The following is a 21,868-nucleotide window of genomic DNA, read 5'->3' on the forward strand; positions in this document are numbered from 1 at the left end:
CCCGTGTCAGCCGAGCTTGTCCGCCAGTGTCCTGAACTCGGCCCAGGAAAGCGAGGGTCCACCCGGGTTCCAGAGCTTCTGCACGGTGGCCCGCAGCGGCATCCGGATGCCCGCCGCGACCTGGTCCTGGGTCTGGGCGCCGGCGAGGTCGCACCAGACCGCGAACGTCCCGCCGAGGATCTGCCCGTCGTACCGCTCGGGCACGGCCTCCGTCCCGCGCAGCACCCGAGGTGTCCACTGCTCGTAGATCCGCTCCCCCGTCGGATAGACGAAGGTCTGCGGCTGCCCGAGGACGTAGTACAGGAACTCGTCGTTGTAGTTGATCACCTGGCGCCCGGCGCTCAGGTACTCCGCCGGCGGCCGGGCCCCGATCTCCTTGCCCGTCCAGTACGCGACCTGGATCCGCTCGTCGGCCCGCACGGACGTGCCCCGGTAGAAGCCGTCGTTCCACGCGCGCGGGGTCTTGCCCTGGACCCGGACGGTCTCCGCGCGGTCGTTGAGCCAGCCGGTGGCGAGGTCCGCGACGGTGCCGCCGGCGCCGTAGGCCTCCCGCGCGGCGGCGGCCAGCTGCGGATACGCCGTCTCGGGGTCGGCCGCGGTGAGCGCCCGGTACTCGTCGCCGCCCAGATGCCAGGGCGTGCCGGGGAACAGCTCGGCGTACTCGTTCAGCAGGTCGTCGACGATCTCGGCGGCGTCCGGGTTCGAGATGTCGACCGCGCCCCTCGCCACGATGCCCTGCGCGTTCCGCAGTTGCAGACCGGGGTGGGCGGTGATGACGGCCCCGAGGTGTCCGGGCGAGTCGATCTCCGGCACCACGGTGATGTGCCGGCTCTCCGCCAGCTCGACGATCCGCCGCACCTGCGCCTTCGTCAGGTGGTCCTTCGAGACGACCTCCGGATGCGTGTCGGAGGCGATCCGGAAGCCCTGGTCGTCGGAGAAGTGCAGGCCCAGCTCGTTGAACTTCAGATCCCCCAGCTCCCGCACCCGGTCCTCGATCCACCCGGCGTCGAAGTGCTTGCGGGCGATGTCCAGCATGAACCCGCGCTGCGGCTTGGCCGGGTCGTCGCGCACCACGCCCTCCGGCGCCGTGCCGCCGCCGCGCACGGCCTGCTTCAGCGTGCGGGTGCCGTAGAAGACGCCCGCGTCGTCGGACGCGCTGATCGTCACCCGGCCGCCGCGCACGGTCATGGTGTACGACTCCGGATCCGCCCCCTCGTCGTCGTTCAGCGCCAGCCGTACGTCCCCGGCCCGCACGTCCCCCTTCGCCCCGCCGTACGTCATCCCCAGCTCACCGGCGATCAGCCGCCCCTCGTCGGCGAGGTCGGCGTCGCTCACCACCACCCGGTGCGCGCCCTCCGGCCGCCAGCCGGGCCCCCGCGCCGGCGTGTGCGCCCGTACGGCGGGAATGGTGCGCGGCGCGGAGGAGAGCGGGTAGCTCCGGCTCGGACTCGGCTGGCGCCCCTGCTCCGGCAGGGTGGGCGCGCGCCCGGCGGGTTCCTCGACCGAGGTCCGCCGAGCCGACCCCACCGGCTCCCCACCGCCGCCCCCGTCACCCCCGCCGGCCCACAGTCCCAGCCCCACCCCGGCCGCGACGACCACGGCGGCGGCCCCGGCCGCCATCGCGGCCGTCCGCCGCCGCCTCGCCTTCGTCGCCGGCAGTCGGCGCCTGTGCTGGCTCACGCCGACAACGTAAGCCCGAAGCTGACGGCAGACGTCGACCACAGGTCCCTAAACTCTCCCGTGCGGGTGAAATTCAGGCATCCGTCGGACACACCGTGACCACTCTCGATAACGTGGTGGCACAACTTTCACACCTTCCTCGAGGACCCACGCTGCCCGCGCACCGTCTCCCCGACCTGCCCAGCCGGCTCGCCATACCCCCGCTGGACGTCTTCAACGCCGCACCCGCCGAATCCGCCCGGCGCACCCTCCTCACCTGCCTGCACAGCCTCCGCTGGGCAGCCCGCGTGGCCACCCACCGCCCCTACCCCGACCTGGACTCCCTCCTGGCCGCCGCCGACGAGGCGGCGTACGACCTGACGCCGGGAGATATGGCGGAGGCGCTTGCGGCGGAGTCCCTGCCGGACCTTCCGGATGGAACGTACGAGGCGGCACATACCGCATTGAGCGCGGCATATGCCGCCTACGAGGCTCGATTCGGACACGTGTTCGTCATCAGCGTGAACAGCGCATCGCCGAACGAAGCCCTCAACCACGTCCTGACATCCATCCGGTCACGATTGACGAACGATCCGGAAGAGGAGCGGGTCATCGCGGTGGACGAACTCCGGCGCCTCGCAAAGGGACGGCTGGTGAGGATGCTTGGGGGCGCGGGGAACTGCGCGACCAGCCCAAACGGCGCCGCACCCGGCATATAGCAGGACCTCCCACCCCAAAAGCCGCAGGCCTCACCCATCCGCGTGCCAGTTTGATCACACCGACAGGCCCCGCGTAAGCGCCGCAGGCAACCGTCGCTACGATGCTGGGGGCCGGTGGACCGTACCCGGCCGGGCCCGTCCGACACCGAAGCCGGCAGGCCCCAATCCCGCTCCCGGAGGGTTCTTCCGTGCCGGCTGGAACGCTGTACCGCGGACGGGAAGGAATGTGGTCCTGGGTGGCTCACCGAGTCACCGGCGTCCTCATTTTCTTCTTCCTGTTCGTGCACGTGCTGGACACCGCACTCGTCCGTGTCTCCCCCGAGGCCTACGACGAGGTCGTGGCCACCTACAAGACGCCGATCGTCGCCGTGCTGGAGTACGGCCTCGTCGCCGCCATCCTCTTCCACGCGCTCAACGGCCTCCGCGTCATCGCCGTCGACTTCTGGTCGAAGGGCCCGCGCTACCAGAAGCAGATGCTCTGGACCGTCGTAGGCATCTGGGTCGTGCTGATGCTCGGGGCGATCTACCCCGTCCTCGGCCACGCCGCTCGTGAACTCTTCGGGAGCTGACGCCCATGTCCACCACTGAGACCCCCGCTTCCGGCATCGGCCCGGTCGAGGACGCCGTCGGCTACAGCGTCGACAACCCGGCGCCCTACATCGAGGCCCCCCGCAAGCGCACGAAGAAGACCCCGAAGTCGACCCGGGGCAACTTCGAGATGGCGGCCTGGCTCTTCATGCGCCTGTCCGGCGTGGTGCTGGTCGTCCTGGTCATCGGCCACCTGCTGATCCAGCTCGTGCTCGACGGCGGCGTCTCCAAGATCGGCTTCGCCTTCGTGGCCGGCCGCTGGGCCTCCCCGTTCTGGCAGGTCTGGGACCTGCTGATGCTGTGGCTGGCGATGCTGCACGGCGCCAACGGCCTGCGCACGGTCATCAACGACTACGCGGAACGCGCGAACACCCGGCTGTGGCTCAAGGGCCTGCTCTACACCGCCACGGTGTTCACCATCCTGCTGGGCACGCTGGTGATCTTCACCTTCGACCCGAACATCCGCTAGGCACGGGGCTGCGAGAATCATGAAGATCCACAAGTACGACACCGTCATCGTCGGCGCCGGTGGCGCCGGTATGCGCGCGGCCATCGAGTCGACGAAGCGCAGCCGCACCGCGGTCCTGACCAAGCTCTACCCCACCCGCTCCCACACGGGCGCCGCGCAGGGCGGCATGGCCGCCGCGCTGGCCAACGTGGAGGAGGACAACTGGGAGTGGCACACCTTCGACACGGTCAAGGGCGGTGACTACCTGGTCGACCAGGACGCCGCGGAGATCCTGGCGAAGGAGGCCATCGACTCGGTCCTCGACCTGGAGAAGATGGGCCTGCCGTTCAACCGGACCCCGAACGGCACGATCGACCAGCGCCGCTTCGGCGGTCACAGCCGCAACCACGGCGAGGCCCCGGTCCGCCGGTCCTGCTACGCGGCCGACCGCACCGGCCACATGATCCTCCAGACGCTGTACCAGAACTGCGTCAAGCACGGCGTGGAGTTCTTCAACGAGTTCTACGTCCTGGACCAGCTGATCACCGAGGAGAACGGCGTCAAGAAGTCCGCCGGTGTCGTCGCCTACGAGCTGGCGACCGGTGAGATCCACGTCTTCCAGGCGAAGGCCGTGATCTACGCCTCCGGCGGCTGCGGCAAGTTCTTCAAGGTGACGTCCAACGCGCACACGCTGACCGGTGACGGCCAGGCGGCCGTGTACCGGCGGGGCATCCCGCTGGAGGACATGGAGTTCTTCCAGTTCCACCCGACCGGCATCTGGCGCATGGGCATCCTGCTGACGGAGGGCGCCCGCGGTGAGGGCGGCATCCTCCGCAACAAGGACGGCGAGCGCTTCATGGAGAAGTACGCGCCGGTCATGAAGGACCTGGCGTCCCGTGACGTCGTGTCCCGCTCCATCTACACCGAGATCCGGGAGGGCCGCGGCTGCGGTCCCGAGGGCGACCACGTCTACCTGGACCTCACCCACCTGCCGCCGGAGCAGCTGGACGCCAAGCTCCCGGACATCACCGAGTTCGCCCGTACGTACCTCGGCATCGAGCCGTACACGGACCCGATCCCGATCCAGCCGACCGCGCACTACGCCATGGGCGGTATCCCGACCAACGTCGAGGGTGAGGTCCTGGCGGACAACACCACCGTCGTGCCGGGTCTGTACGCCGCCGGCGAGGTCGCCTGCGTGTCGGTGCACGGCGCCAACCGCCTCGGCACCAACTCGCTGCTGGACATCAACGTGTTCGGCAAGCGGGCCGGTATCGCGGCGGCGGAGTACTCGCAGAAGGCGGACTTCGTCGAGCTGCCGGAGAACCCGGAGTCGTTCGTCGTCGAGCAGATCGAGCGGCTGCGCAACTCCACCGGCAACGAGCGGGTCGCCCAGCTCCGCAAGGAGCTGCAGGAGACCATGGACGCCAACGTCATGGTGTTCCGCACCGAGCAGACGATCAAGACGGCCGTCGAGAAGATCGCCGAGCTGCGCGAGCGCTACAAGAACGTGGCGATCCAGGACAAGGGCAAGCGGTTCAACACGGACCTGCTGGAGGCCATCGAGCTGGGCAACCTGCTCGACCTCGCCGAGGTCATGGCGGTCTCCGCGCTGGCCCGCAAGGAGTCCCGCGGCGGTCACTACCGCGAGGACTACCCGAACCGCGACGACGTCAACTTCATGCGCCACACCATGGCGTACCGCGAGGTCGGCGCCGACGGGTCCGAAACCGTCCGTCTCGACTACAAGCCGGTCGTGCAGACCCGCTACCAGCCGATGGAGCGTAAGTACTGATGGCTACCCCTGTTCTGGACAAGGCGGAGGCGGACGCCCAGGCTGCCGCGTCCCCGTACATCACCGTCACCTTCCGGGTCCGCCGGTTCAACCCGGAGGTCTCGGCGGAGGCGACCTGGGAAGACTTCCAGCTGGAGATCGACCCCAAGGAGCGCGTCCTCGACGGTCTGCACAAGATCAAGTGGGACCTGGACGGCACGCTGACCTTCCGCCGCTCCTGCGCCCACGGCATCTGCGGCTCGGACGCCATGCGGATCAACGGCAAGAACCGTCTGGCCTGCAAGACGCTGATCAAGGACATCAACCCCGAGAAGCCGATCACGATCGAGCCCATCAAGGGCCTGACGGTCCTGAAGGACCTGGTCGTGGACATGGAGCCGTTCTTCCAGGCGTACCGGGACGTGATGCCCTTCCTGATCACGAAGGACACCAACGAGCCGACCCGTGAGCGGCTGCAGTCGGCCGAGGACCGCGAGCGCTTCGACGACACCACGAAGTGCATCCTGTGCGCCGCCTGCACCTCCTCGTGCCCGGTGTTCTGGAACGACGGGCAGTACTTCGGCCCGGCCGCCATCGTCAACGCGCACCGCTTCATCTTCGACAGCCGTGACGAGGCGGGCGAGCAGCGCCTGGAGATCCTGAACGACAAGGACGGCGTCTGGCGCTGCCGTACGACCTTCAACTGCACGGACGCCTGCCCGCGTGGTATCGAGGTCACGAAGGCGATCGCCGAGGTGAAGAAGGCGCTGATCACGCGCCGCTACTGATACGCCGGCACGCGTGCCCCGGTGGGCCCCGTCTCCCCTTCGGGAGCGGGGCCCACGGTCGTTGTCCGGCCGGTCAGAGCTGGCTGAGGATCGTGGGGTCCGTGATGGCCGTGTCGTTCGCCAGCAGCATCGCCTTGCTGAGGATCACCGCCAGCATCCGGTCGCCCTCGAAGGGCAGGTAACCGGATTGCGGGGCGGCCGGGCCGGTCTTCGGGACGATGCACACGTACTGGTCGTTCGGCGTGCGCAGGACGTTGCCGGAGCCGAGATGGATCCGGTACGTGTGGCGGTCGCCCTCGACGTGCAGGAAGCGGCCGTCGACCGTGCAGCGGTCGGCCAGAGCGAGCCTCGGTATGAGCCGCTCCAGCAGGCCGCGCCGGGTCTCGGCGCTCTGGCTCAGCGCGCCGAAGCCGTACGACGTCCAGTACTCGCGGAAGCGGCCCGCGGGGCCGCCGTCCTGCCAGGTCGGGTCGTTGCCGACACTGGTCACGCCGACGAACAGGTCGACGTCGCGCAGGGCTTCGGAGAGGACGAGGGGCGGGATGTCGGCGAGCGGGATCGGGTCCACCGGGTCCGCGCCGTCGCGCAGCCACATGCGGTACTCGCCGCCGCAGCAGTGCGCGGAGTTCTCCGGGGCGTCGATCGGGTAGAAGCGGACCTGGTCGGTGCGCAGCCGCAGGAAACTGCCGGAGTCGGTGGTGTCGTGGTGGTCGCCGTCGCCCTCGATCCAGTACTCGGCGCGCAAACCCCACCGGGGCAGGTCGCGGGTGGCCGGCGGGACCTCGTCGTCGACGTACAGGCGGAGCTTGTTGCGCCAGCCCCGGACCGCGGCCAGGGCATGGAACTGGTGCTGGCGCAGGATGTGGCCCGCGAACCGGTTGGAGTAGGTGCCGGTGGCGCGTTCGGCGTCCGTGAGGACGTACACCTCGCGGTGGGCCTGCTTGAACGGCTGGGTGATGCCGAGCTCCTCCAGCCGGTCGCGCCAGGCGGCGATCTCGTCGGGCTCGCGGCCGACCGGGTGCCAGAGCTCCACCTCGCGGCCGTCGGTGACCGGGGTGCCGGTGAGGGTGCGCGGGGCGCCGTCCGTATACGCGACCGGGGTGCCGTCGACCGTCCACAGCAGGCGGCGGGCGAGGGTGCCGACGAGGGGGTGGTCGAGATACCGCTCGCGCCAGGCGGCGTACGGCCAGGTGCGGCGGGCGAGGAACAGGCGGTCCAGGCGCTCGCTCTGCGCGGAGAGCATCTTCTCGATGTCCTTGACGGCCGCCTTCAGCTCCTTGAGCTCGTCGGCGTGGTCGCGGCGCACCGGGGCGGGCACGGTCCTGACGGTCTTTCCGTCGGCGTTGGTCCAGGTGAGGACCGCCTTGGTGCCGTGCACCTCGAGGAGGGCCGTGGCCCCGCCGAGCCGGTGTTCCGCGCGGCCGACCTCGGTCAGGCCGTACACCGGCACGGCCAGCTCCTCGATCTCCTCGCGGCCGAGGCCGAGTTCACGCGCGCGTGTGTCCAGTGCCTTGTCGAGGAGCTTGAGGGTGCCCTTGTAGGTGACGCGGGCGGCGAGGCGCGCCAGTTCGGCGAGGGCGGGCTCGGCGTCGATGCGGGCGAGGGCGTTGACGGCCGCGTTGGCGACCTTGGGGTTCACCGGCCCGTGCCCGGGAACCCTGCGCAGGGCCGTCTCGACCAGGGCGCCCAGGGCGCGGGCGGTGCCGGCGTGCGGGGGCAGGAAGGACAGCAGCCAGGCCAGGCCGCGCACGGCGTTGGCGTTGAACGCGTCGAAGACGTCGTTGACGGGCGAACCCTCGTAGGCCACCAGCAGCGGGCGGGTGCGCGGCCGGCCCACGAGTCCCAGCCAGGAGAGCAGCCGCTCGCGCACGGCGTCGGCGCCGACGGCGTCGATCAGCGCGCGGCCGGTGTGCTCCCATGCGGCGGAGGGGCGCGGGGCCGTGGCGGTGGCCGCGTGGGCGAGCAGCCGCTGCCAGTCCGGGCCGAGCCCGGCCAGGTCGGTCAGCGCCTGGTCGGCCCAGGCCTCCCCCGGGTTGACCACGGGAGCGGCGATCCGCTGGAGGAAGTCGCCCAGTTCGTCCGCGCCGCCCCACTGCAGCAGCTGCGAGCGGCGCATCACCGCGACCAACTCGCCCGGCACGTCACGGCCGTCGGCGATCTCCTGCTCGGCGAGACGGATCAGCTGCCGGGTCTCGTACTCCGTCTCCCGCCGGGCGTGCAGGTCGATCAGCGCGGCCCGCTCCTCGCGGACCGGGCTCTCGGCCAGTTTCCGGCTCCTGAGGTTGTGGAGCAGGGCGGCGAGCTGGCCGCGGGTGGCCGGGGCCGTTTCCGGCGCGAGACAGCGGTCGAGGAAGACGCGCAGGAGTGCGGCCTGAATGCGGGTGTCCGCGGCGTGCAGCGCCTCGACGGCCTTGTGGCCCTCAGTGCCCCAGTGGCCGTCGATCATCTCGCCGAGGGCGATCAGCTCCGGCACCAGCCGCTCGGTGTCCTCGGCGGTGACCAGCGCCACCACCGCGCGCATCTGACGGGCGTACTCGGACGGTGATGTGATCATCAGCCACCCACCAGCGGAACGAGCTTCAGGAAGGTGACCTCGGTGCCGGGTGCGAGGGTGATCTCCTCGTCCGGGTCGGTGACCTGACGGTCTCCCACCAGCACGAGCAGGCCGTTCCCGGCGAAGGCCCGCAGGGCCTGTTCGCTCTGCCGCTCGGGATCTCGGCGGTCCTCCGGGCGGGTCGTGCGCGCGTTGTACGCGGCCGTCTCCGCGGCCACCCGGCGCCCGATCAGCGCGCGCACGGTCAGCCGCTCCTCGGCGATGTCGAGCGCCCGGACGGCGCTCCGCTCCCCCGTTGTCGTCTCGTCGACGAACGTCACCACTGCCATGCCGACGACAGTACGGGCCACCACTGACAATGCCGGGATCCAGGCCTTCCTCGACCTATTCTGACGGTATGTCAGACGACCAGTCGTACGAACTGCTCGGGTTCGACAACGTGCTGTTGCCGGTCGGCGACCTCGGCGAGGCGGTGGCGTTCTACGAGCGCGCCGGGTTCGCGACCGCCTTCCGGCTGGACGAGGCCGGGATCGCGCTGCTGAAGGTCGGGGGCGAGACGCCCGGCCTGCTGCTGCGGCGGGAGGAGGAGTTCGGGCACCGGCCGCCGCCCTGGCCGTCGCCGCGGGTGTGGCTGGAGGTGCCGGACGCCCGCGCGGCGGCCCAGGCGCTGGCCGGCGCGGGCATCGCACTGCTCGACGAGCCCTCCCCCGTGGCCACCGGATGGGCGGTCGAGATCGCCGATCCCTGGGGGAACGTCCTGGGGTTCACGGACTACAGCAAGCGGCCGGAGCTGGGGCGCAGGCCCTGAGTCGGGGGTCACACCGGCAGGCCGACCCACTCGGTTGAACGCGTTCAAAAACAGGTCTACAGTCTCCCCTGTCAGCGTTTTGAACGCGTTCAAGAAAGGGTGGGGGACATGGACCGTACGGTCGTCGCCTACGTCATCTACCTGCTGGTGAGCATCGCCCTGACCGTCTGGGTGGCCCGCACGCTGAGCCGCAACGGACGGGTCTTCCTCGCCGACGTGCTGCACGGCAACGAGAAGCTCGCCGACGCCGTCAACCACCTGCTCGTGGTCGGCTTCTACCTGGTCAACCTGGGCTTCGTGGCGCTCTATCTGGGCGACGACGAGACGGTCACCGACACGCGCGGCATCTTCGAGAACCTGTCGACCAAGCTGGGCGTGGTGCTGCTGGTGCTGGGCGTCATGCACCTGGGCAACGTGTACGTGCTCAACCGGATCCGGCGGCGCGGGGTGATGGAGCGCGAGCAGTTCCCGCCGGTCGCGCCGCAGGGCACGTGGTGACTGCCGCCGCCCAGGGCCGGGACGCCGCGCGCGTCCCGGTCCGCCGGCTCACCGTTCTGTACGACGCCGAGTGCGGCCTGTGTGCCTTTCTGCACGACTGGCTGGTCCGGCAGCCGCAGCTGGTCCCGCTGGAGCTGGTACCCGCGGGGTCCGCCGAGGCCCGGCGGCGCTTCCCCGGCCTGGACCACGGCACCACCCTTGACGAGATCACCGTCGTCGGGGACGCCGGGCAGGTGTATCAGGGGACGGCCGCGTGGATCGTGACGTTGTGGGCGCTGCGCGAGCACAGGGGACTCGCGCATCGCCTCAGCACCCCGTCGGGGGCGCTGCTGGCCCGGGGGGCGGTGCTGGCGGCGGCGAAGTGGCGGGGCGCGCAGTGGGGCGGGCGGGGCTACCGCCGGGCGGCAATCGAAAGGGGCGGCGCGCAGCGCCTCGTTGAGGGGCGGTGGCCGGGCGACGGGTGGGCCTACGACCCCGGCTCCGGCTGGCGGTACGACCCGCCCGGCTGCGTCGGCGGGGCATGCCCCACCGGTCCGCAGGCGGCTCCGCCCACTGGCTAGGCTCTCCTACCGTGCCTGCGAAGAACGACACCCCCGGTGCGGGCGACGCGCCCAGCAAGTCCGAGCAGACCCGTGCGCTGATCCTGGAGACGGCCATGCGGCTGTTCCAGGAGCGCGGCTACGACAAGACCACGATGCGGGCCATCGCCACGGAGGCCGGGGTCTCCGTCGGCAACGCCTACTACTACTTCGCCGGCAAGGAGCACCTGATCCAGGGCTTCTACGACCGGATCGCCGCCGAGCACCAGGCGGCGGTCCGCGAGGTCCTGGCCCGGGAGACCGAGCTGGAGGCACGGCTGGCGGGCGTGCTGAAGGCCTGGCTGGACGTGGCCACGCCCTACCACGAGTTCGCGGTGCAGTTCTTCAAGAACGCCGCCGATCCGGACAGCCCGCTCAGCCCGTTCTCCCCGGAGTCGGAGCACGCGCGCGTGGAGGCCATCAGCGTCCACCGGGAGGTGCTGGCCGGGGCGACGAAGACCAAGGTGCCCGAGGAGCTGCGGGACATCCTGCCCGAGCTGATGTGGCTGTCCCAGATGGGACTCTGCCTGTACTGGATCTTCGACCGCACCGAGGGCCGACAGCGCAGCTACCGGCTCGCCGAACGCGGCGCCCGGCTCACCGCGCGGGGCGTGTCGCTGGCCCGGTTCCGGGTGCTGCGGCCGCTGGTCCGGGAGGTGCACGAGCTGTTCACGGACTTCCTGCCGGGGATGACGCGGGCGCTTCCCGATCCCGGCAAGACGTCCGGGGGCGCCTGAGTCAGGAGCGTGCGGCGACGAGCGCCCAGACCGTCTTCCCGTGGCTGCCCCGGCTCCACACCCCCCCACGCGGCGGCCACCTGCTCCACCAGGTGCAGGCCCCGGCCGCTCTCCTCCCACGGCTCCGGTGTGCCCGTCCGGGGGACCTGGCGGGCCTCGTCGGAGACCTCGACGAGACAGGAGCCGTCGGCCAGCGCGGTGACCGCGACCTCGAACTCACCCTCCGCGCGGGGGCCGTGGCGTACGGCGTTGGTGGCCAGTTCGGACACCAGCAGGACGGCGTCCGCGAGCGCCGGATCGTCCGGGCCGTGCCCCCAGGCGGCCAGATGCTCCCGTACCCGGCGCCGGGCGAGACCGACGGACGCCGGGTGCCGGGGCAGCCGGAACGCGGAGCGCCTCACCACGGTTGCTCCTCACCCCCCACACACCTCTGACACATGGTGCTGTGCGGAGCGGTCGCCTGGTGCCGGTTGGACGGATGCGGCGGTTTTGCTGCCCTGGGGGACCGCGAAATCAGGCCATGGACCGGCGGAGGGCCGCGGGCCGGTCACGCCTGCCGCGAGGCCAGCTCCACCACGGTGATGTCCGACGGTGCCCCCACCCGGGTCGGCGGCCCCCACGCGCCCGCGCCCCGGCTGACGTACAGCTGGGTGTCGCCGTACCGCTCCAGGCCCGCCACCGTCGGGTTCGCGGCGGCGGCGAGCAGGTTGCCGGGCCAGAGCTGGCCGCCGTGGGTGTGGCCGGAGAGCTGGAGGTCGACGCCGTGCTCGACGGCGTCGTGGATCTGCACCGGCTGGTGGGCGAGCAGCACGCACGCGCGTGCGGTGTCCCGGTCGCCGAGCGCCTTGGCGAAGTCCGGGCCCTGGCCCTCGTCCTCGCCCGCCACGTCGTTGACGCCCGCGAGATCGAAGTGCGGCAGCTCCGTACGATCGTTCTCCAGCGGGCGCAGGCCCAGCCGCCGTACCTCCTCGACCCACTGCTCGGCGCCGGAGAAGTACTCGTGGTTGCCGGTGACGAAGTACGCCCCGTGCCGGGCCCGGAGCTGGGCCAGCGGCGCCGCCGCCGGGCCGAGGTCCTTCACGCTGCCGTCGACGAGGTCGCCGACGACCGCGATGAGGTCGGGCTGGGTCGCGTTGATCGTGTCGACGACCTTCTGCGCGAAGCCCCGGCCGAGCACCGGGCCCAGATGGACGTCGCTGACCACCGCGATCCGGAAACCGTGCGCCCCGCGCGGGAGCTTGGCCAGCGGCACGGTGACCCGCTTCACCTTCGGGCCGCGCAGCACGCCGTAGGAGCCGTAGCCGACCGTGCCGACGGCCGCCGCGGCAGCGGCGCCGGCGACCACGCGGGAGACGAAGAGACGGCGGGAGGGGCCGGACAGCTCGGGTTCCGGGGAGTCCTCGACAGGTCCACGGGGCGCGTCGCCGGGATCGGTGACCGAGGGCCGCGCGGGGTCCTCGTCCGGCGCGTCGGCCTGGTCCGCCTCCTTGGGCGGCACGCCCGCCGGTATCGGCTCCGGCTGCCGCACCTCCATCGCCACGGGCGTCCGCGCGCGGTCGCGGCGCTCCAGGTACCGGCGCAGCAGCGGCCGTACGGCCTCGCCCACCAGCAGGGCGAGCAGCAGGTAGATCGACAGCGCCAGCCAGAGGAAACCCGGCCAGGCCAGGGTGCGCTGGAGCCAGAACGGCGCGCCGGTGCGTTCGGCGACCAGCGCGGCGACCGCGAGCGCCCAGCCGCCCGCGATCAGCACCGCGCCCGCGCGGCGGACCGCTCCCGGGGCGCGGGTGGTGTCGCGGAACAGGCGACGCCACAGGTACCAGTTGGCCGCCACGAGGACGCTCACCGTGACGAGCAGGAAGACGATCACCATGCCGTGGCTCTCCTGGAGGCCGGGGGGGGGAGGTTGTGTGACCGGGCGCGGCGGCCCTTATGGCCTACGGCCCTTATGACTTACGGCGCAGTGCGCGCAGTCCGCGCAACCCGATGACCCCGATGACCGTCCCCAATACGAAGGAGACGACGGCGAGCAGCAGGTGCACCCAGAAGTACGCCGTCGGGTGACCGTCGTCGAACGCGAGCCCGCTGCTGTCCTTGATCAGGTTTTTGACGAAAGTGACCCAGATGACCCAGCTCCACACCCCGAAGGCGAGCAGGAACCAGGAGATCGGGCGGCTCAGTTTCATGAGTTCAGTATCGCCGCCCGCTGTCCGGTTCCTCCGCCGGGGTGAGGAGGGAGACGGGACTTCGGCGCGCCTGCCCTGTACGTTCTCGCTCGTGCCCGCACCCAAGAAGATCGCCAGGCGACCGCTGCTGGTCGCTTCCGCGACCCTGTTGTCCCTTTCGCTGACCGCTCCCGCCGCCCTCGCGGCGCCGACGCCCACTCCGTCCACGAGCGCCAGTGCCAGTGCCAGTCCGTCGGCCACTCCCCCGGCGAACATGTCGACCGTCGGCGGCGAACGGCTCGGGCGCCCGGGCACCCAGGTGAATCTCGCGGCCGGGGTGCCGGTGCTCCCGAAGGACGTCACCGCGCGGTCGTGGATCGTCGCCGACGCCGAGTCCGGCGAGGTGCTGGCCGCGCACAACGCGCACTGGCGGCTCGCCCCGGCCAGCACACTGAAGATGCTGTTCGCCGACACCCTGCTGCCGAAGTTCCCCAAGAACATGAAGTACAAGGTCACGCCCGAGGACCTGGCGGACGTCGGCGCCGGCTCCAGCATGGTCGGCATAAAGGAGAAGGAGACCTACACGGTCCACGACCTGTGGCTCGGTGTCTTCCTGCGCTCCGGCAACGACGCCGTGCACGTGCTGTCCGCGATGAACGACGGCGTCGCCCAGACCGTCAAGGAGATGAACGAGCACGCCGAGGAGCTGCAGGCCCTCGACACGCACGTGGTCAGCCCCGACGGCTACGACGCTCCCGGCCAGGTCTCCTCCGCGTACGACCTGACGCTGATCGCCCGCTCCGGGCTGCAGAAGAAGGACTTCCGCGAGTACTGCTCGACGCTGAGCGCGAAGTTCCCCGGCGAGACGAAGAAGAACAAGAAGGGCAAGACGGTCCGCGAGACCTTCGAGATCCAGAACACCAACCGGCTGCTGACCGGCGACTACGACATCTCCCAGTACCAGGGCATCGCCGGCGTCAAGAACGGCAACACCACCAACGCCGGCGCCACCTTCACCGGAGTCGCCGAGCGCGGCGGCAAGGTGCTGCTCGTCACGGTCATGAACCCGCAGAAGAACGACCACAACGAGGTCTACAAGGAGACCGCGCGGCTCTTCGACTGGGGCTTCCAGGCGGCCGGCAAGGTGGAGCCGGTGGGCGAGCTGGTGCCGCCCAAGGGCGCCGCCCAGCCCGGCGCCCAGCCGGGAGCCACGGCCTCCGCCTCGGTGGACGCGGGCGAGGCCGGGGGTGCCGCGGGCGGCGGCAGCTCCAAGAAGCCGGTGGCGAGCGCCACGGCCGGGAGCGGCTCCAGCGGCATGGGCGTCGCCCTGGGGATCGCGGGCGGCCTGCTGGTCCTGCTCGGCGGCGCGGCGTTCCTGGTCAACCGTCGCTGGCCGCTGCCGGAGCTGGTCCGTCGCCGGCGGTGACCTCGTCCGCCTCCTTGCCGGGCGTCGCCGTCCAGGCGGCGCAGAACAGCACCAGCTTCGAGGTGAAGTTGATCCACAGCAGCAGGGCGACCGGCACGCCGAAGGCGCCGTACATGCTCTTCGCGGCCACGCCCTGCATATAGCCGCTCAGCAGCAGCTTCAGCAGCTCGAACCCGATCGCGCCGACCAGCGCGCCGACCACCAGCCGGCGCCGGGTCGGCTCGACGCCGGGCAGCAGCGTCAGGACGTACAGCAGGACCAGGAAGTCGGCGAGGACGGCGACGGCGAAGGCGGCGATCCTCAGCAGCAGGCTGCCCCAGCCCTGTTCGGCGAGGCCCAGCTGACGGGAGATCCAGCCGACGGCCGCGGAGGCGACCGTGGACGCGGCGAGCGTGATCAGGATGGCGCCGCCGAGGCCGATCAGCACACCGCCGTCCTTGGCCTTGCGCAGGACCGGGTTCTCCTCGTCGTCCGGCAGCTCCCACACCGCGCGCAGACAGTCCCGCATCGAGCCGACCCAGCCGATGCCGGTGAACAGCAGCAGGGCACCGGCGATGATCCCGACGGTGCCCGCGTTGTCGACCAGCCCGCCGATGTTCAGCTGGTCCGAGATGCCGGGGATCTGCTCGGCGACCTTGTCCTCCAGCTCCTGCTGCCGGTCGGCGCTGAGCGTGGCGGCGCCGATCGCGGCGGCCACGGTCAGCAGCGGGAACAGCGCGACGAAGCTGGTGAACGTCATCGCCGCGGCCAGCCGGGTCCAGTGCACGCGGTCCAGACGCTCGTACGAGCGCCACGCGTGCGTGGCCATCAGCCGAGTGGCCCACGGCCCGACGAGGGGAAGCCTTTTCAGCCAGTCCATGATCCCAACCTGCCCTCCGCGCGGAAGACCCATGTCCGAGTGCCCCAGAAGCGCAGGACCGTGGCCAGCGCCATGCCGATTCCCGCGCCGGAGACGGTGTCCGCGCGCTGCGAGGTGTAGCCGAGGCCGTAGTGGCTGACGGCGAGGCAGAGCAGCTGGACGAGGGCGCCCGCGACGTTCACCGCGAAGAACACCGCGTACCGGCGCCAGGGGGCGTCCGACGGGCGGTCCCGGTAGGTGCCGAGCGCGTTGCCCGCGTAGGCCACCGTGCAGCCCGCCACGAAGGACAGTGCCTTCGCAGTCAGGGGATCCAGGGCGACGGGGCCGCGGAGCCAGGTGAACAGGGCCAGGTCGGTGGCGTAGGCGAGCAGGCCCACGGCGGCGAAGGAGAGGAGTTCGCGGGAGCGGGGCCGGTGGCCGGGGTGGCGGGTCGCCTGGGTCACCAATCGGCCACCGCCAGGCCGTACATGGCGATCCACACCAGGCCGATGAGCGCGAGCGCGCGGTCGCGCAGCACCACCTCCTCGGGCTCGCCCGCCGTGCCCCGGTCGGCGAACACGGCGTACCGCAGGACCGCCAGGATGAAGGCGACCATCGACAGCTGCCGCCAGGGCAGCAGCCCGGTGTGCGGGTCGCCGCCCTCCTCCAGCGCCCACAGGCAGTAGCCGAGCACGGCAACGCCGGCCGCCAGCTGCCACACGAAGCGGAGGTAGCCGGTGGTGTACTCGGTGAGCAACGCGCGCGTGGCGCCCGCTTTTCCGGCCATCTGAACGGCCTCGGAGTAGCGCTTCGCCGACACCATGAACAGCGCCCCGAAGCCGGTCGTGATCAGGAACCAGCGCGACAGCGGAATGCCGAGCGCGAGTCCGCCGACCATCGCGCGCATCAGGAACCCCGTGGTGACGACGACGAGGTCGACGACCAGGACGTGCTTGAGGCTGACGCAGTACGCCAGTTGCATGCCGACGTACGCCGTCAGCAGCGCGGCGACGGACGGGGACGTCAGCCAGGCCGCGGCGGTCGGCGCGAGGACCGCGAGAGCGCCGCCCACCGCGTAGGCGACGGGCACGGGGACCTGGCCGGCGGCGACCGGGCGGTGCCGCTTGGTCGGATGCGCGCGGTCGGCCTCGGCGTCGCGCGCGTCGTTGATCAGGTAGACGGCGGCGGCGCACGCGGTGAACAGGGTGAAGACCAGCGCCAGTTGCACGAGAGCGTGGCGGGAGAAGAGCTGTCCTGCGGCGGCCGGGGCGGCGACGACCAGGACGTTCTTGATCCACTGCTTGGGGCGCGCGGTCTTGAGCAGGCCCCCCAGGAGGCTGCCTTCGTGCGGCTGTGCGGGTGGGCGGGGACGGGGTGGGCGCTGCTCCAGGAGGGCGGCCTCCTGGGAGCGTGCGTTGCCGGTGATGGGCGCGGCCTCATGGGGGCGTGCGTTGCCGGCGATGGGCGCGGCCTCATGGGGGCGTGCGCCGCTGGTCGTGGGCGCGGCCTCAGTCATGGGCGGCCTCCGTCACGTCGTACGCGCTGTCGCGCACACCCTGCCGGACCCAGCGCGCCCCGATGCGCGCCGTGAGCGCCCCCAGCGCCGCGCCGGCCGCCACGTCGGAGGGGTAGTGGACGCCCACGACCAGGCGCGAGAGGCACATCGCGGCGGCGAGCGGCGGGACCACCTGCGCACCGAGGGTGCCGAGCGTGCCGTAGGCGACGGCCGCGGCGGCGGCGGAGGTGGCGTGGGAGCTCGGAAAGGAGTGCCGTCCGGCGGTGCGCACCAGGGGTTCGACATGCGCGGGGCGCGGACGGCGCACGATCCGTTTCACTCCCATGCTGGCGAGGTGCGCGCCCGCGATGAGCGCGGTTCCCCGCAACCAGGCGCCGCGCCGGGGGCCGTCCACGGCGGCTCCCGCGAGACCCGCCGCGAGCCACAGCGCCCCGTGCTCACCGGCCCAGGACAGGGAGCGCGCGGCGGCCGCGACGCGCGGGTCGGCGCCGTAGGCCCGGAGCGCCGAAAGGATTCGGTGGTCCATGTCGTGGAGGTCGTCCATGTGGACTCACTGTTCACGCCGACGCCCCTGGAACTCCGGCAATATTGAGCGACATCCCATTAATCACCCATTTCGGGGAGGGAGTGAATGTTTCAAAACCAATCGCCTCTATAGGGGCGATACGGTCACCGACATGCCTGCCGAGACCGTCTCCGTCACGGGATGGGGCCGCACCGCCCCCACCGCCGCCCGTCTGATCCGCCCCCGGACCTACGAGGAGGCCGTGGCCGCCGTCCGGGACTGCGGGGCCCGCGGGGGCATCCCCAGGGGCCTGGGGCGGGCGTACGGGGACGCGGCGCAGAACGCCGGCGGAGCGGTCCTCGACATGACCGGCCTGGACCGCGTCCACGCGATCGACGCCGACAACGGCACCGTGCTGTGCGACGCGGGCGTCTCCCTGCACCGGCTGATGCAACTCCTGCTGCCGCTCGGCTGGTTCGTGCCGGTGACCCCCGGCACCCGCTATGTGACGGTCGGCGGGGCGATCGGCGCCGACATCCACGGTAAGAACCACCACGTCTCCGGGTCCTTCTCCCGGCATGTGCTGTCCCTGGAACTCCTCACGGCCGACGGCGGCGTCCACAGCGTGAGCCCCGGCACCCCGCTGTTCGACGCGACCACCGGCGGCATGGGCCTGACCGGCGTCATCCTGACCGCGACGATCCAGCTCCAGCCGGTCGAGACCTCCCTGATGTCGGTCGACACCGAACGCGCCCGCGACCTCGACGACCTGATGGCCCGGCTGACCGCCGGCGACCACCGCTACCGCTACTCCGTCGCCTGGATCGACCTGCTGGCGCGCGGCGCCGCGACCGGCCGCGCGGTGCTCACCCGCGGCGACCACGCGCCCCTGGACGCGCTGCCGAAGGGCACGCGCGCGCGTAAGGACCCGCTCGCCTTCCGCCCCTCCCAGCTGCCGGCCGCCCCCGCCTTCCTCCCCGAGGGCCTGCTCACCCGGCGGACCGTGGGCCTGTTCAACGAACTCTGGTACCGCAGGGCCCCCCGCGCGCGTGCCGGGGAACTGCAGAAGATCTCCACCTTCTTCCACCCCCTGGACGGCGTGCCGCACTGGAACCGGATCTACGGCCGCGGCGGCTTCGTGCAGTACCAGTTCGTCGTCGGATACGGCCAGGAAGAGGCCCTGCGCCGGATCGTGCGCCGGATCTCCGAGCGCCGCTGCCCGTCCTTCCTGGCCGTCCTCAAGCGCTTCGGGGACGCCGACCCGGGCTGGCTCTCCTTCCCGGCTCCCGGCTGGACCCTGGCCCTCGACATCCCGGCCACGCTGCCCGGCCTCGACGCCTTCCTCGACGAACTGGACGAGGAGGTCGCGGCGGCGGGCGGACGCGTCTACCTCGCCAAGGACGCCCGGCTGCGGCCGGACCTGCTCGCCGCGATGTACCCGCGCCTGGACGACTTCCGCGCCCTGCGCGCCGAACTCGACCCGCGCGGGGTGTTCGTCTCCGATCTCGCCCGCCGACTCACCCTCTAGGAGCCGCCGTGAAGGACGCCTTCGGCCTTCCCCAGTCCCTGCTCGTCCTCGGCGGTACGTCCGAGATCGCCCTGGCCACCGCGCGCCGCCTGATCACCCGCCGCACCCGCGCGGTGTGGCTCGCGGGCCGCCCCTCACCCGGCCTGGAGCAGGCCGCCGAGAGCCTGCGCGCCCTGGGCGCCGACGTGCGCACCGTCGCCTTCGACGCGCTCGACCCCGAGTCGCACGAGACGGTCCTCGGCAAGGTCTTCGCCGAGGGCGACATCGACATGGTGCTGCTCGCCTTCGGCATCCTCGGCGACCAGGCGCGCGACGAGCGGGAGCCGGTGAGCGCGGTGCGCGTCGCGCAGACCAACTACACCGGCGCGGTGTCGGCGGGCCTGGTCACCGCCCGCGCGCTGCAGACCCAGGGCCACGGCTCGCTGGTCGTCCTCTCCTCGGTCGCCGCCGAGCGCGCCCGCCGCTCGAACTTCATCTACGGCTCCAGCAAGGCGGGCCTCGACGCCTTCGCCCAGGGGCTGGGCGACGCGCTGCACGGGACGGGCGTGCACGTCATGGTCGTACGCCCGGGCTTCGTGCGTTCGAGGATGACGGCGGGCCTGGACGAGCCCCCGCTCGCGACCACCCCCGACGCGGTCGCCACGGCCATCGAGCTGGGCCTGCGACGGCGCACGGAGACGGTGTGGGTGCCGGGAGCGCTCCGCGTGGCCATGTCGGCCCTGCGCCACGCGCCCCGCGCGGTGTTCCGCCGACTGCCGATCTAGCGCCCCGCGCGGACCAGGCGTACGGCTATCGGCTACCGGCTACCGGCTACCGGCTACCGGCTGGGAATCGTGCCGTGCTCCACCGGCGTCGCCTGCGGCGGCACCACCGGGCCGCCGCCGAAGGTGAACTCGCGGAGCTTGCGCCAGACGCCGTCGGCGCCCTGCTCGTAGAGCGCGAAGCCGGTGCAGGACCACTCGGCCTCGTAGTCGGCGAGTTCCGCGTACGCGCGGTCCATCGCCTCCTCGGCGATGCCGTGCGCCACCGTGACATGCGGGTGGTACGGGAACTGCAGTTCGCGTGCCACCGGACCCGACGCGTCACGGACCTGCATCTGCAGCCAGCTGCAGGCCTCCGCGCCCGCGACGACCTGGACGAACACGACCGGGGACAGCGGCCGGAAGGTGCCGGTGCCGGACAGTCGCATCCGGAACGAGCGCCCGGCCGCGGCGACCGCGGTGAGATGTGCCTCGATGGCCGGCAGCGCGCCGTCGTCGACCTCGGTCGGCGGCAGCAGGGTGACATGCGTGGGGATGCCGTGAGCCGCGGCGTCGCCGAAGCCCGCGCGCCGCTCCTGGAGCAGGCTGCCGTGCGGCTCCGGGACCGCGATCGACACACCGATCGTTACGGTCCCCACGTCGTCTCCTGTCGTCGTGTCGGTACGTCTGATCGTGTCGCTACGTCTGTGTGTGCGCGGACGGCCGCGCGTGCGGCCGTCCGGCTATCGACTGTAAGGCCACGGCCGGGCCGTGGGCAGGCGCAGCCGTAGTGATGTGCAGCGCTGTGCGTGGTGCGGACCGAACCGGATCTTCCGCGCACGACCCGCACGCGGCTCGGCGCCCCGCCGCGTACGCGGCGCACTACACGCCTCGTACCCGGCCCGGTGCCCGGCTCAGTGCTTGGCCGGCAGGAAACCCACCCGGTCGTAGGCCTGCGCCAGCGTCTCCGCGGCGACGGCGCGGGCCTTCTCCGCGCCCTTGGCCAGGATCGAGTCCAGCGTCTCCGGGTCGTCCAGGTACTGCTGGGTGCGCTCCCGGAAGGGCGTCACGAACTCGACCATGACCTCGGCGAGGTCGGTCTTCAGCGCACCGTAGCCCTTGCCGGCGTACTGCTGCTCCAGTTCCGCGATTCCCGTGCCGGTGAGGGTCGAGTAGATGGTGAGGAGGTTGCTGACGCCCGGCTTGGCCTCCGGGTCGAAGCGGATCACGGTGTCCGTGTCGGTGACCGCGCTCTTGACCTTCTTGGCGGTGGTCTTCGGCTCGTCGAGCAGGTTGATGAGGCCCTTCGGCGTCGACGCCGACTTGCTCATCTTGATCGCCGGGTCCTGGAGGTCGTAGATCTTCGCCGTCTCCTTGAGGATGTACGGCTTCGGGACCGTGAACGTCTGGCCGAAGCGGCCGTTGAAGCGCTCGGCGAGGTCGCGGGTCAGCTCGATGTGCTGGCGCTGGTCCTCGCCGACCGGGACCTCGTTGGCCTGGTACAGGAGGATGTCCGCGACCTGCAGGATCGGGTACGTGAACAGGCCGACGGAGGCCCGGTCGGCGCCCTGCTTGGCGGACTTGTCCTTGAACTGGGTCATCCGGGACGCCTCGCCGAAGCCGGTGAGGCAGTTCATGACCCAGCCGAGCTGCGCGTGCTCGGGGACGTGGCTCTGGACGAACAGGGTGCAGCGCTCCGGGTCGAGCCCGGCCGCGAGCAGCTGCGCGGCGGCGAGCCGGGTGTTGGCACGCAGCTCCTTCGGGTCCTGCGGGACCGTGATCGCGTGCAGGTCGACGACCATGTAGAAGGCGTCGTGGGACTCCTGCAGGGCCACCCACTGACGGACGGCGCCGAGGTAGTTGCCGAGGTGGAACGAGCCGGCGGTGGGCTGGATACCGGAGAGCACGCGGGGTCGATCAGAGGCCATGCCCACCATTCTCGCAGAGCGCGGGGGCCGCTCCGGAACTGGTCGGGAACAGGTGGGAACCGATCCGTCTCCTG

General features: G+C 71.5%; 23 protein-coding genes and 1 pseudogene. 12 read left to right on the forward strand and 12 right to left on the reverse strand.

The features are described 5' to 3' along the window. Positions 1 to 6: 6 nt before the first annotated feature. A complete protein-coding gene (locus tag ACZ42A_RS08505; protein ID WP_468526767.1) occupies positions 7 to 1,620 on the reverse strand; it encodes a beta-N-acetylhexosaminidase in 1,614 nt (537 codons plus the stop codon). Between the two features lie 212 nt (positions 1,621 to 1,832). On the opposite strand from ACZ42A_RS08505, the gene ACZ42A_RS08510 reads away from it, so the two are divergent. The 5 genes from ACZ42A_RS08510 (at position 1,833) to ACZ42A_RS08530 (ending at position 5,976) form a co-directional block, all read left to right on the forward strand. Beyond that, on the forward strand, positions 1,833 to 2,378 hold the full coding sequence (locus ACZ42A_RS08510; RefSeq protein WP_468526768.1) for a 2-oxo-4-hydroxy-4-carboxy-5-ureidoimidazoline decarboxylase: 546 nt from the start codon (positions 1,833 to 1,835) through the stop codon (positions 2,376 to 2,378). A 188-nt stretch (positions 2,379 to 2,566) separates the two neighbouring features. Continuing rightward, positions 2,567 to 2,947: a succinate dehydrogenase, cytochrome b556 subunit gene (gene sdhC, locus ACZ42A_RS08515; protein WP_468526421.1), complete on the forward strand. Its 381-nt coding sequence runs from the start codon at positions 2,567 to 2,569 to the stop codon at positions 2,945 to 2,947. Positions 2,948 to 2,952: 5 nt separating this feature from the next. Continuing rightward, positions 2,953 to 3,435, forward strand: coding sequence for a succinate dehydrogenase hydrophobic membrane anchor subunit (locus ACZ42A_RS08520; protein WP_468526422.1), 483 nt, complete (start codon positions 2,953 to 2,955; stop codon positions 3,433 to 3,435). A 19-nt stretch (positions 3,436 to 3,454) separates the two neighbouring features. Continuing rightward, the gene (gene sdhA / locus ACZ42A_RS08525) at positions 3,455 to 5,209 is read left to right on the forward strand and encodes a succinate dehydrogenase flavoprotein subunit (protein WP_468526423.1); all 1,755 of its coding nucleotides are present in this window, start codon (positions 3,455 to 3,457) and stop codon (positions 5,207 to 5,209) included. After that, positions 5,209 to 5,976: a succinate dehydrogenase iron-sulfur subunit gene (locus ACZ42A_RS08530; RefSeq protein WP_468526424.1), complete on the forward strand. Its 768-nt coding sequence runs from the start codon at positions 5,209 to 5,211 to the stop codon at positions 5,974 to 5,976. The genes sdhA and ACZ42A_RS08530 overlap by 1 nt, the downstream gene beginning before the upstream one ends. Positions 5,977 to 6,049: 73 nt before the next feature. Here the strand turns inward: ACZ42A_RS08530 and ACZ42A_RS08535 are convergent, their stop codons facing one another. Beyond that, positions 6,050 to 8,530, reverse strand: coding sequence for a DUF4132 domain-containing protein (locus ACZ42A_RS08535; protein WP_468526425.1), 2,481 nt, complete (start codon positions 8,528 to 8,530; stop codon positions 6,050 to 6,052). Next, on the reverse strand, positions 8,530 to 8,859 hold the full coding sequence (locus tag ACZ42A_RS08540) for a hypothetical protein (RefSeq protein ID WP_468526426.1): 330 nt from the start codon (positions 8,857 to 8,859) through the stop codon (positions 8,530 to 8,532). Before ACZ42A_RS08540 ends, ACZ42A_RS08535 begins: the two co-directional genes overlap by 1 nt. A 68-nt stretch (positions 8,860 to 8,927) precedes the next feature. Here ACZ42A_RS08540 and ACZ42A_RS08545 point away from each other — a divergent pair, with 68 nt between their 5' ends. The 4 genes from ACZ42A_RS08545 to ACZ42A_RS08560 all read left to right on the forward strand — a co-directional run bounded on the left by ACZ42A_RS08545 (position 8,928) and on the right by ACZ42A_RS08560 (position 11,151). Continuing rightward, complete coding sequence (locus ACZ42A_RS08545) at positions 8,928 to 9,338, forward strand: VOC family protein (protein ID WP_468526427.1); 411 nt, start codon at positions 8,928 to 8,930, stop codon at positions 9,336 to 9,338. A gap of 108 nt (positions 9,339 to 9,446) precedes the next feature. Continuing rightward, positions 9,447 to 9,836, forward strand: a complete 390-nt coding sequence (locus ACZ42A_RS08550) for a hypothetical protein (protein ID WP_468526428.1) — start codon at positions 9,447 to 9,449, stop codon at positions 9,834 to 9,836. Continuing rightward, positions 9,833 to 10,396: a thiol-disulfide oxidoreductase DCC family protein gene (locus ACZ42A_RS08555; protein ID WP_468526429.1), complete on the forward strand. Its 564-nt coding sequence runs from the start codon at positions 9,833 to 9,835 to the stop codon at positions 10,394 to 10,396. Before ACZ42A_RS08550 ends, ACZ42A_RS08555 begins: the two co-directional genes overlap by 4 nt. Before the next feature lie 11 nt (positions 10,397 to 10,407). After that, positions 10,408 to 11,151 carry a TetR/AcrR family transcriptional regulator gene (locus ACZ42A_RS08560; protein ID WP_468526430.1) on the forward strand — a complete coding sequence of 248 codons (744 nt, stop codon included), beginning with the start codon at positions 10,408 to 10,410 and terminating at the stop codon, positions 11,149 to 11,151. A gap of 1 nt (position 11,152) precedes the next feature. On the opposite strand, the pseudogene ACZ42A_RS08565 reads toward ACZ42A_RS08560, so the two are convergent. From ACZ42A_RS08565 to ACZ42A_RS08575, 3 genes and pseudogenes are all read right to left on the reverse strand, one after another. Beyond that, positions 11,153 to 11,555 (reverse strand): annotated as a pseudogene (locus ACZ42A_RS08565) (ATP-binding protein). Positions 11,556 to 11,698: 143 nt separating this feature from the next. Beyond that, on the reverse strand, positions 11,699 to 13,021 hold the full coding sequence (locus ACZ42A_RS08570) for a metallophosphoesterase (RefSeq protein WP_468526431.1): 1,323 nt from the start codon (positions 13,019 to 13,021) through the stop codon (positions 11,699 to 11,701). Positions 13,022 to 13,094: 73 nt separating this feature from the next. Further along, positions 13,095 to 13,334 (reverse strand): SCO4848 family membrane protein, encoded by a 240-nt coding sequence (locus tag ACZ42A_RS08575; RefSeq protein ID WP_059252216.1) that lies wholly within the window; start codon positions 13,332 to 13,334, stop codon positions 13,095 to 13,097. Positions 13,335 to 13,425: 91 nt separating this feature from the next. Between ACZ42A_RS08575 and ACZ42A_RS08580 the strand changes: the two genes are divergently transcribed. Next, positions 13,426 to 14,739 carry a D-alanyl-D-alanine carboxypeptidase family protein gene (locus tag ACZ42A_RS08580; protein ID WP_468526432.1) on the forward strand — a complete coding sequence of 438 codons (1,314 nt, stop codon included), beginning with the start codon at positions 13,426 to 13,428 and terminating at the stop codon, positions 14,737 to 14,739. On the opposite strand, the gene ACZ42A_RS08585 is transcribed toward ACZ42A_RS08580, so the two are convergent. From ACZ42A_RS08585 to ACZ42A_RS08600, 4 genes are read right to left on the reverse strand one after another with little or no spacing between them, the layout of a single operon-like run. After that, positions 14,693 to 15,598: a YihY/virulence factor BrkB family protein gene (locus tag ACZ42A_RS08585; protein ID WP_468526433.1), complete on the reverse strand. Its 906-nt coding sequence runs from the start codon at positions 15,596 to 15,598 to the stop codon at positions 14,693 to 14,695. The genes ACZ42A_RS08580 and ACZ42A_RS08585 overlap by 47 nt on opposite strands. Then, positions 15,586 to 16,041 (reverse strand): GtrA family protein, encoded by a 456-nt coding sequence (locus tag ACZ42A_RS08590; protein WP_468526434.1) that lies wholly within the window; start codon positions 16,039 to 16,041, stop codon positions 15,586 to 15,588. The genes ACZ42A_RS08585 and ACZ42A_RS08590 overlap by 13 nt, the downstream gene beginning before the upstream one ends. Further along, positions 16,038 to 17,093: a decaprenyl-phosphate phosphoribosyltransferase gene (locus ACZ42A_RS08595; RefSeq protein ID WP_468526435.1), complete on the reverse strand. Its 1,056-nt coding sequence runs from the start codon at positions 17,091 to 17,093 to the stop codon at positions 16,038 to 16,040. Before ACZ42A_RS08595 ends, ACZ42A_RS08590 begins: the two co-directional genes overlap by 4 nt. Further along, positions 17,086 to 17,637 (reverse strand): phosphatase PAP2 family protein, encoded by a 552-nt coding sequence (locus tag ACZ42A_RS08600; RefSeq protein WP_468526436.1) that lies wholly within the window; start codon positions 17,635 to 17,637, stop codon positions 17,086 to 17,088. The genes ACZ42A_RS08595 and ACZ42A_RS08600 overlap by 8 nt, the downstream gene beginning before the upstream one ends. A 133-nt stretch (positions 17,638 to 17,770) precedes the next feature. Between ACZ42A_RS08600 and ACZ42A_RS08605 the strand changes: the two genes are divergently transcribed. Next, positions 17,771 to 19,126: an FAD-binding oxidoreductase gene (locus ACZ42A_RS08605; protein WP_468526437.1), complete on the forward strand. Its 1,356-nt coding sequence runs from the start codon at positions 17,771 to 17,773 to the stop codon at positions 19,124 to 19,126. A gap of 8 nt (positions 19,127 to 19,134) precedes the next feature. Next, a complete protein-coding gene (locus ACZ42A_RS08610) occupies positions 19,135 to 19,890 on the forward strand; it encodes a decaprenylphospho-beta-D-erythro-pentofuranosid-2-ulose 2-reductase (RefSeq protein WP_468526438.1) in 756 nt (251 codons plus the stop codon). A 53-nt stretch (positions 19,891 to 19,943) separates the two neighbouring features. Here the strand turns inward: ACZ42A_RS08610 and ACZ42A_RS08615 are convergent, their stop codons facing one another. Both ACZ42A_RS08615 and trpS read right to left on the reverse strand, forming a co-directional pair. Continuing rightward, a complete protein-coding gene (locus ACZ42A_RS08615; RefSeq protein WP_468526439.1) occupies positions 19,944 to 20,525 on the reverse strand; it encodes a 2'-5' RNA ligase family protein in 582 nt (193 codons plus the stop codon). 255 nt (positions 20,526 to 20,780) lie between these two features. Continuing rightward, positions 20,781 to 21,794, reverse strand: a complete 1,014-nt coding sequence (gene trpS / locus ACZ42A_RS08620; RefSeq protein WP_468526440.1) for a tryptophan--tRNA ligase — start codon at positions 21,792 to 21,794, stop codon at positions 20,781 to 20,783. Between the last annotated feature and the right edge of the window lie 74 nt (positions 21,795 to 21,868).

This window comes from Streptomyces sp. NPDC030838 (assembly GCF_055572035.1).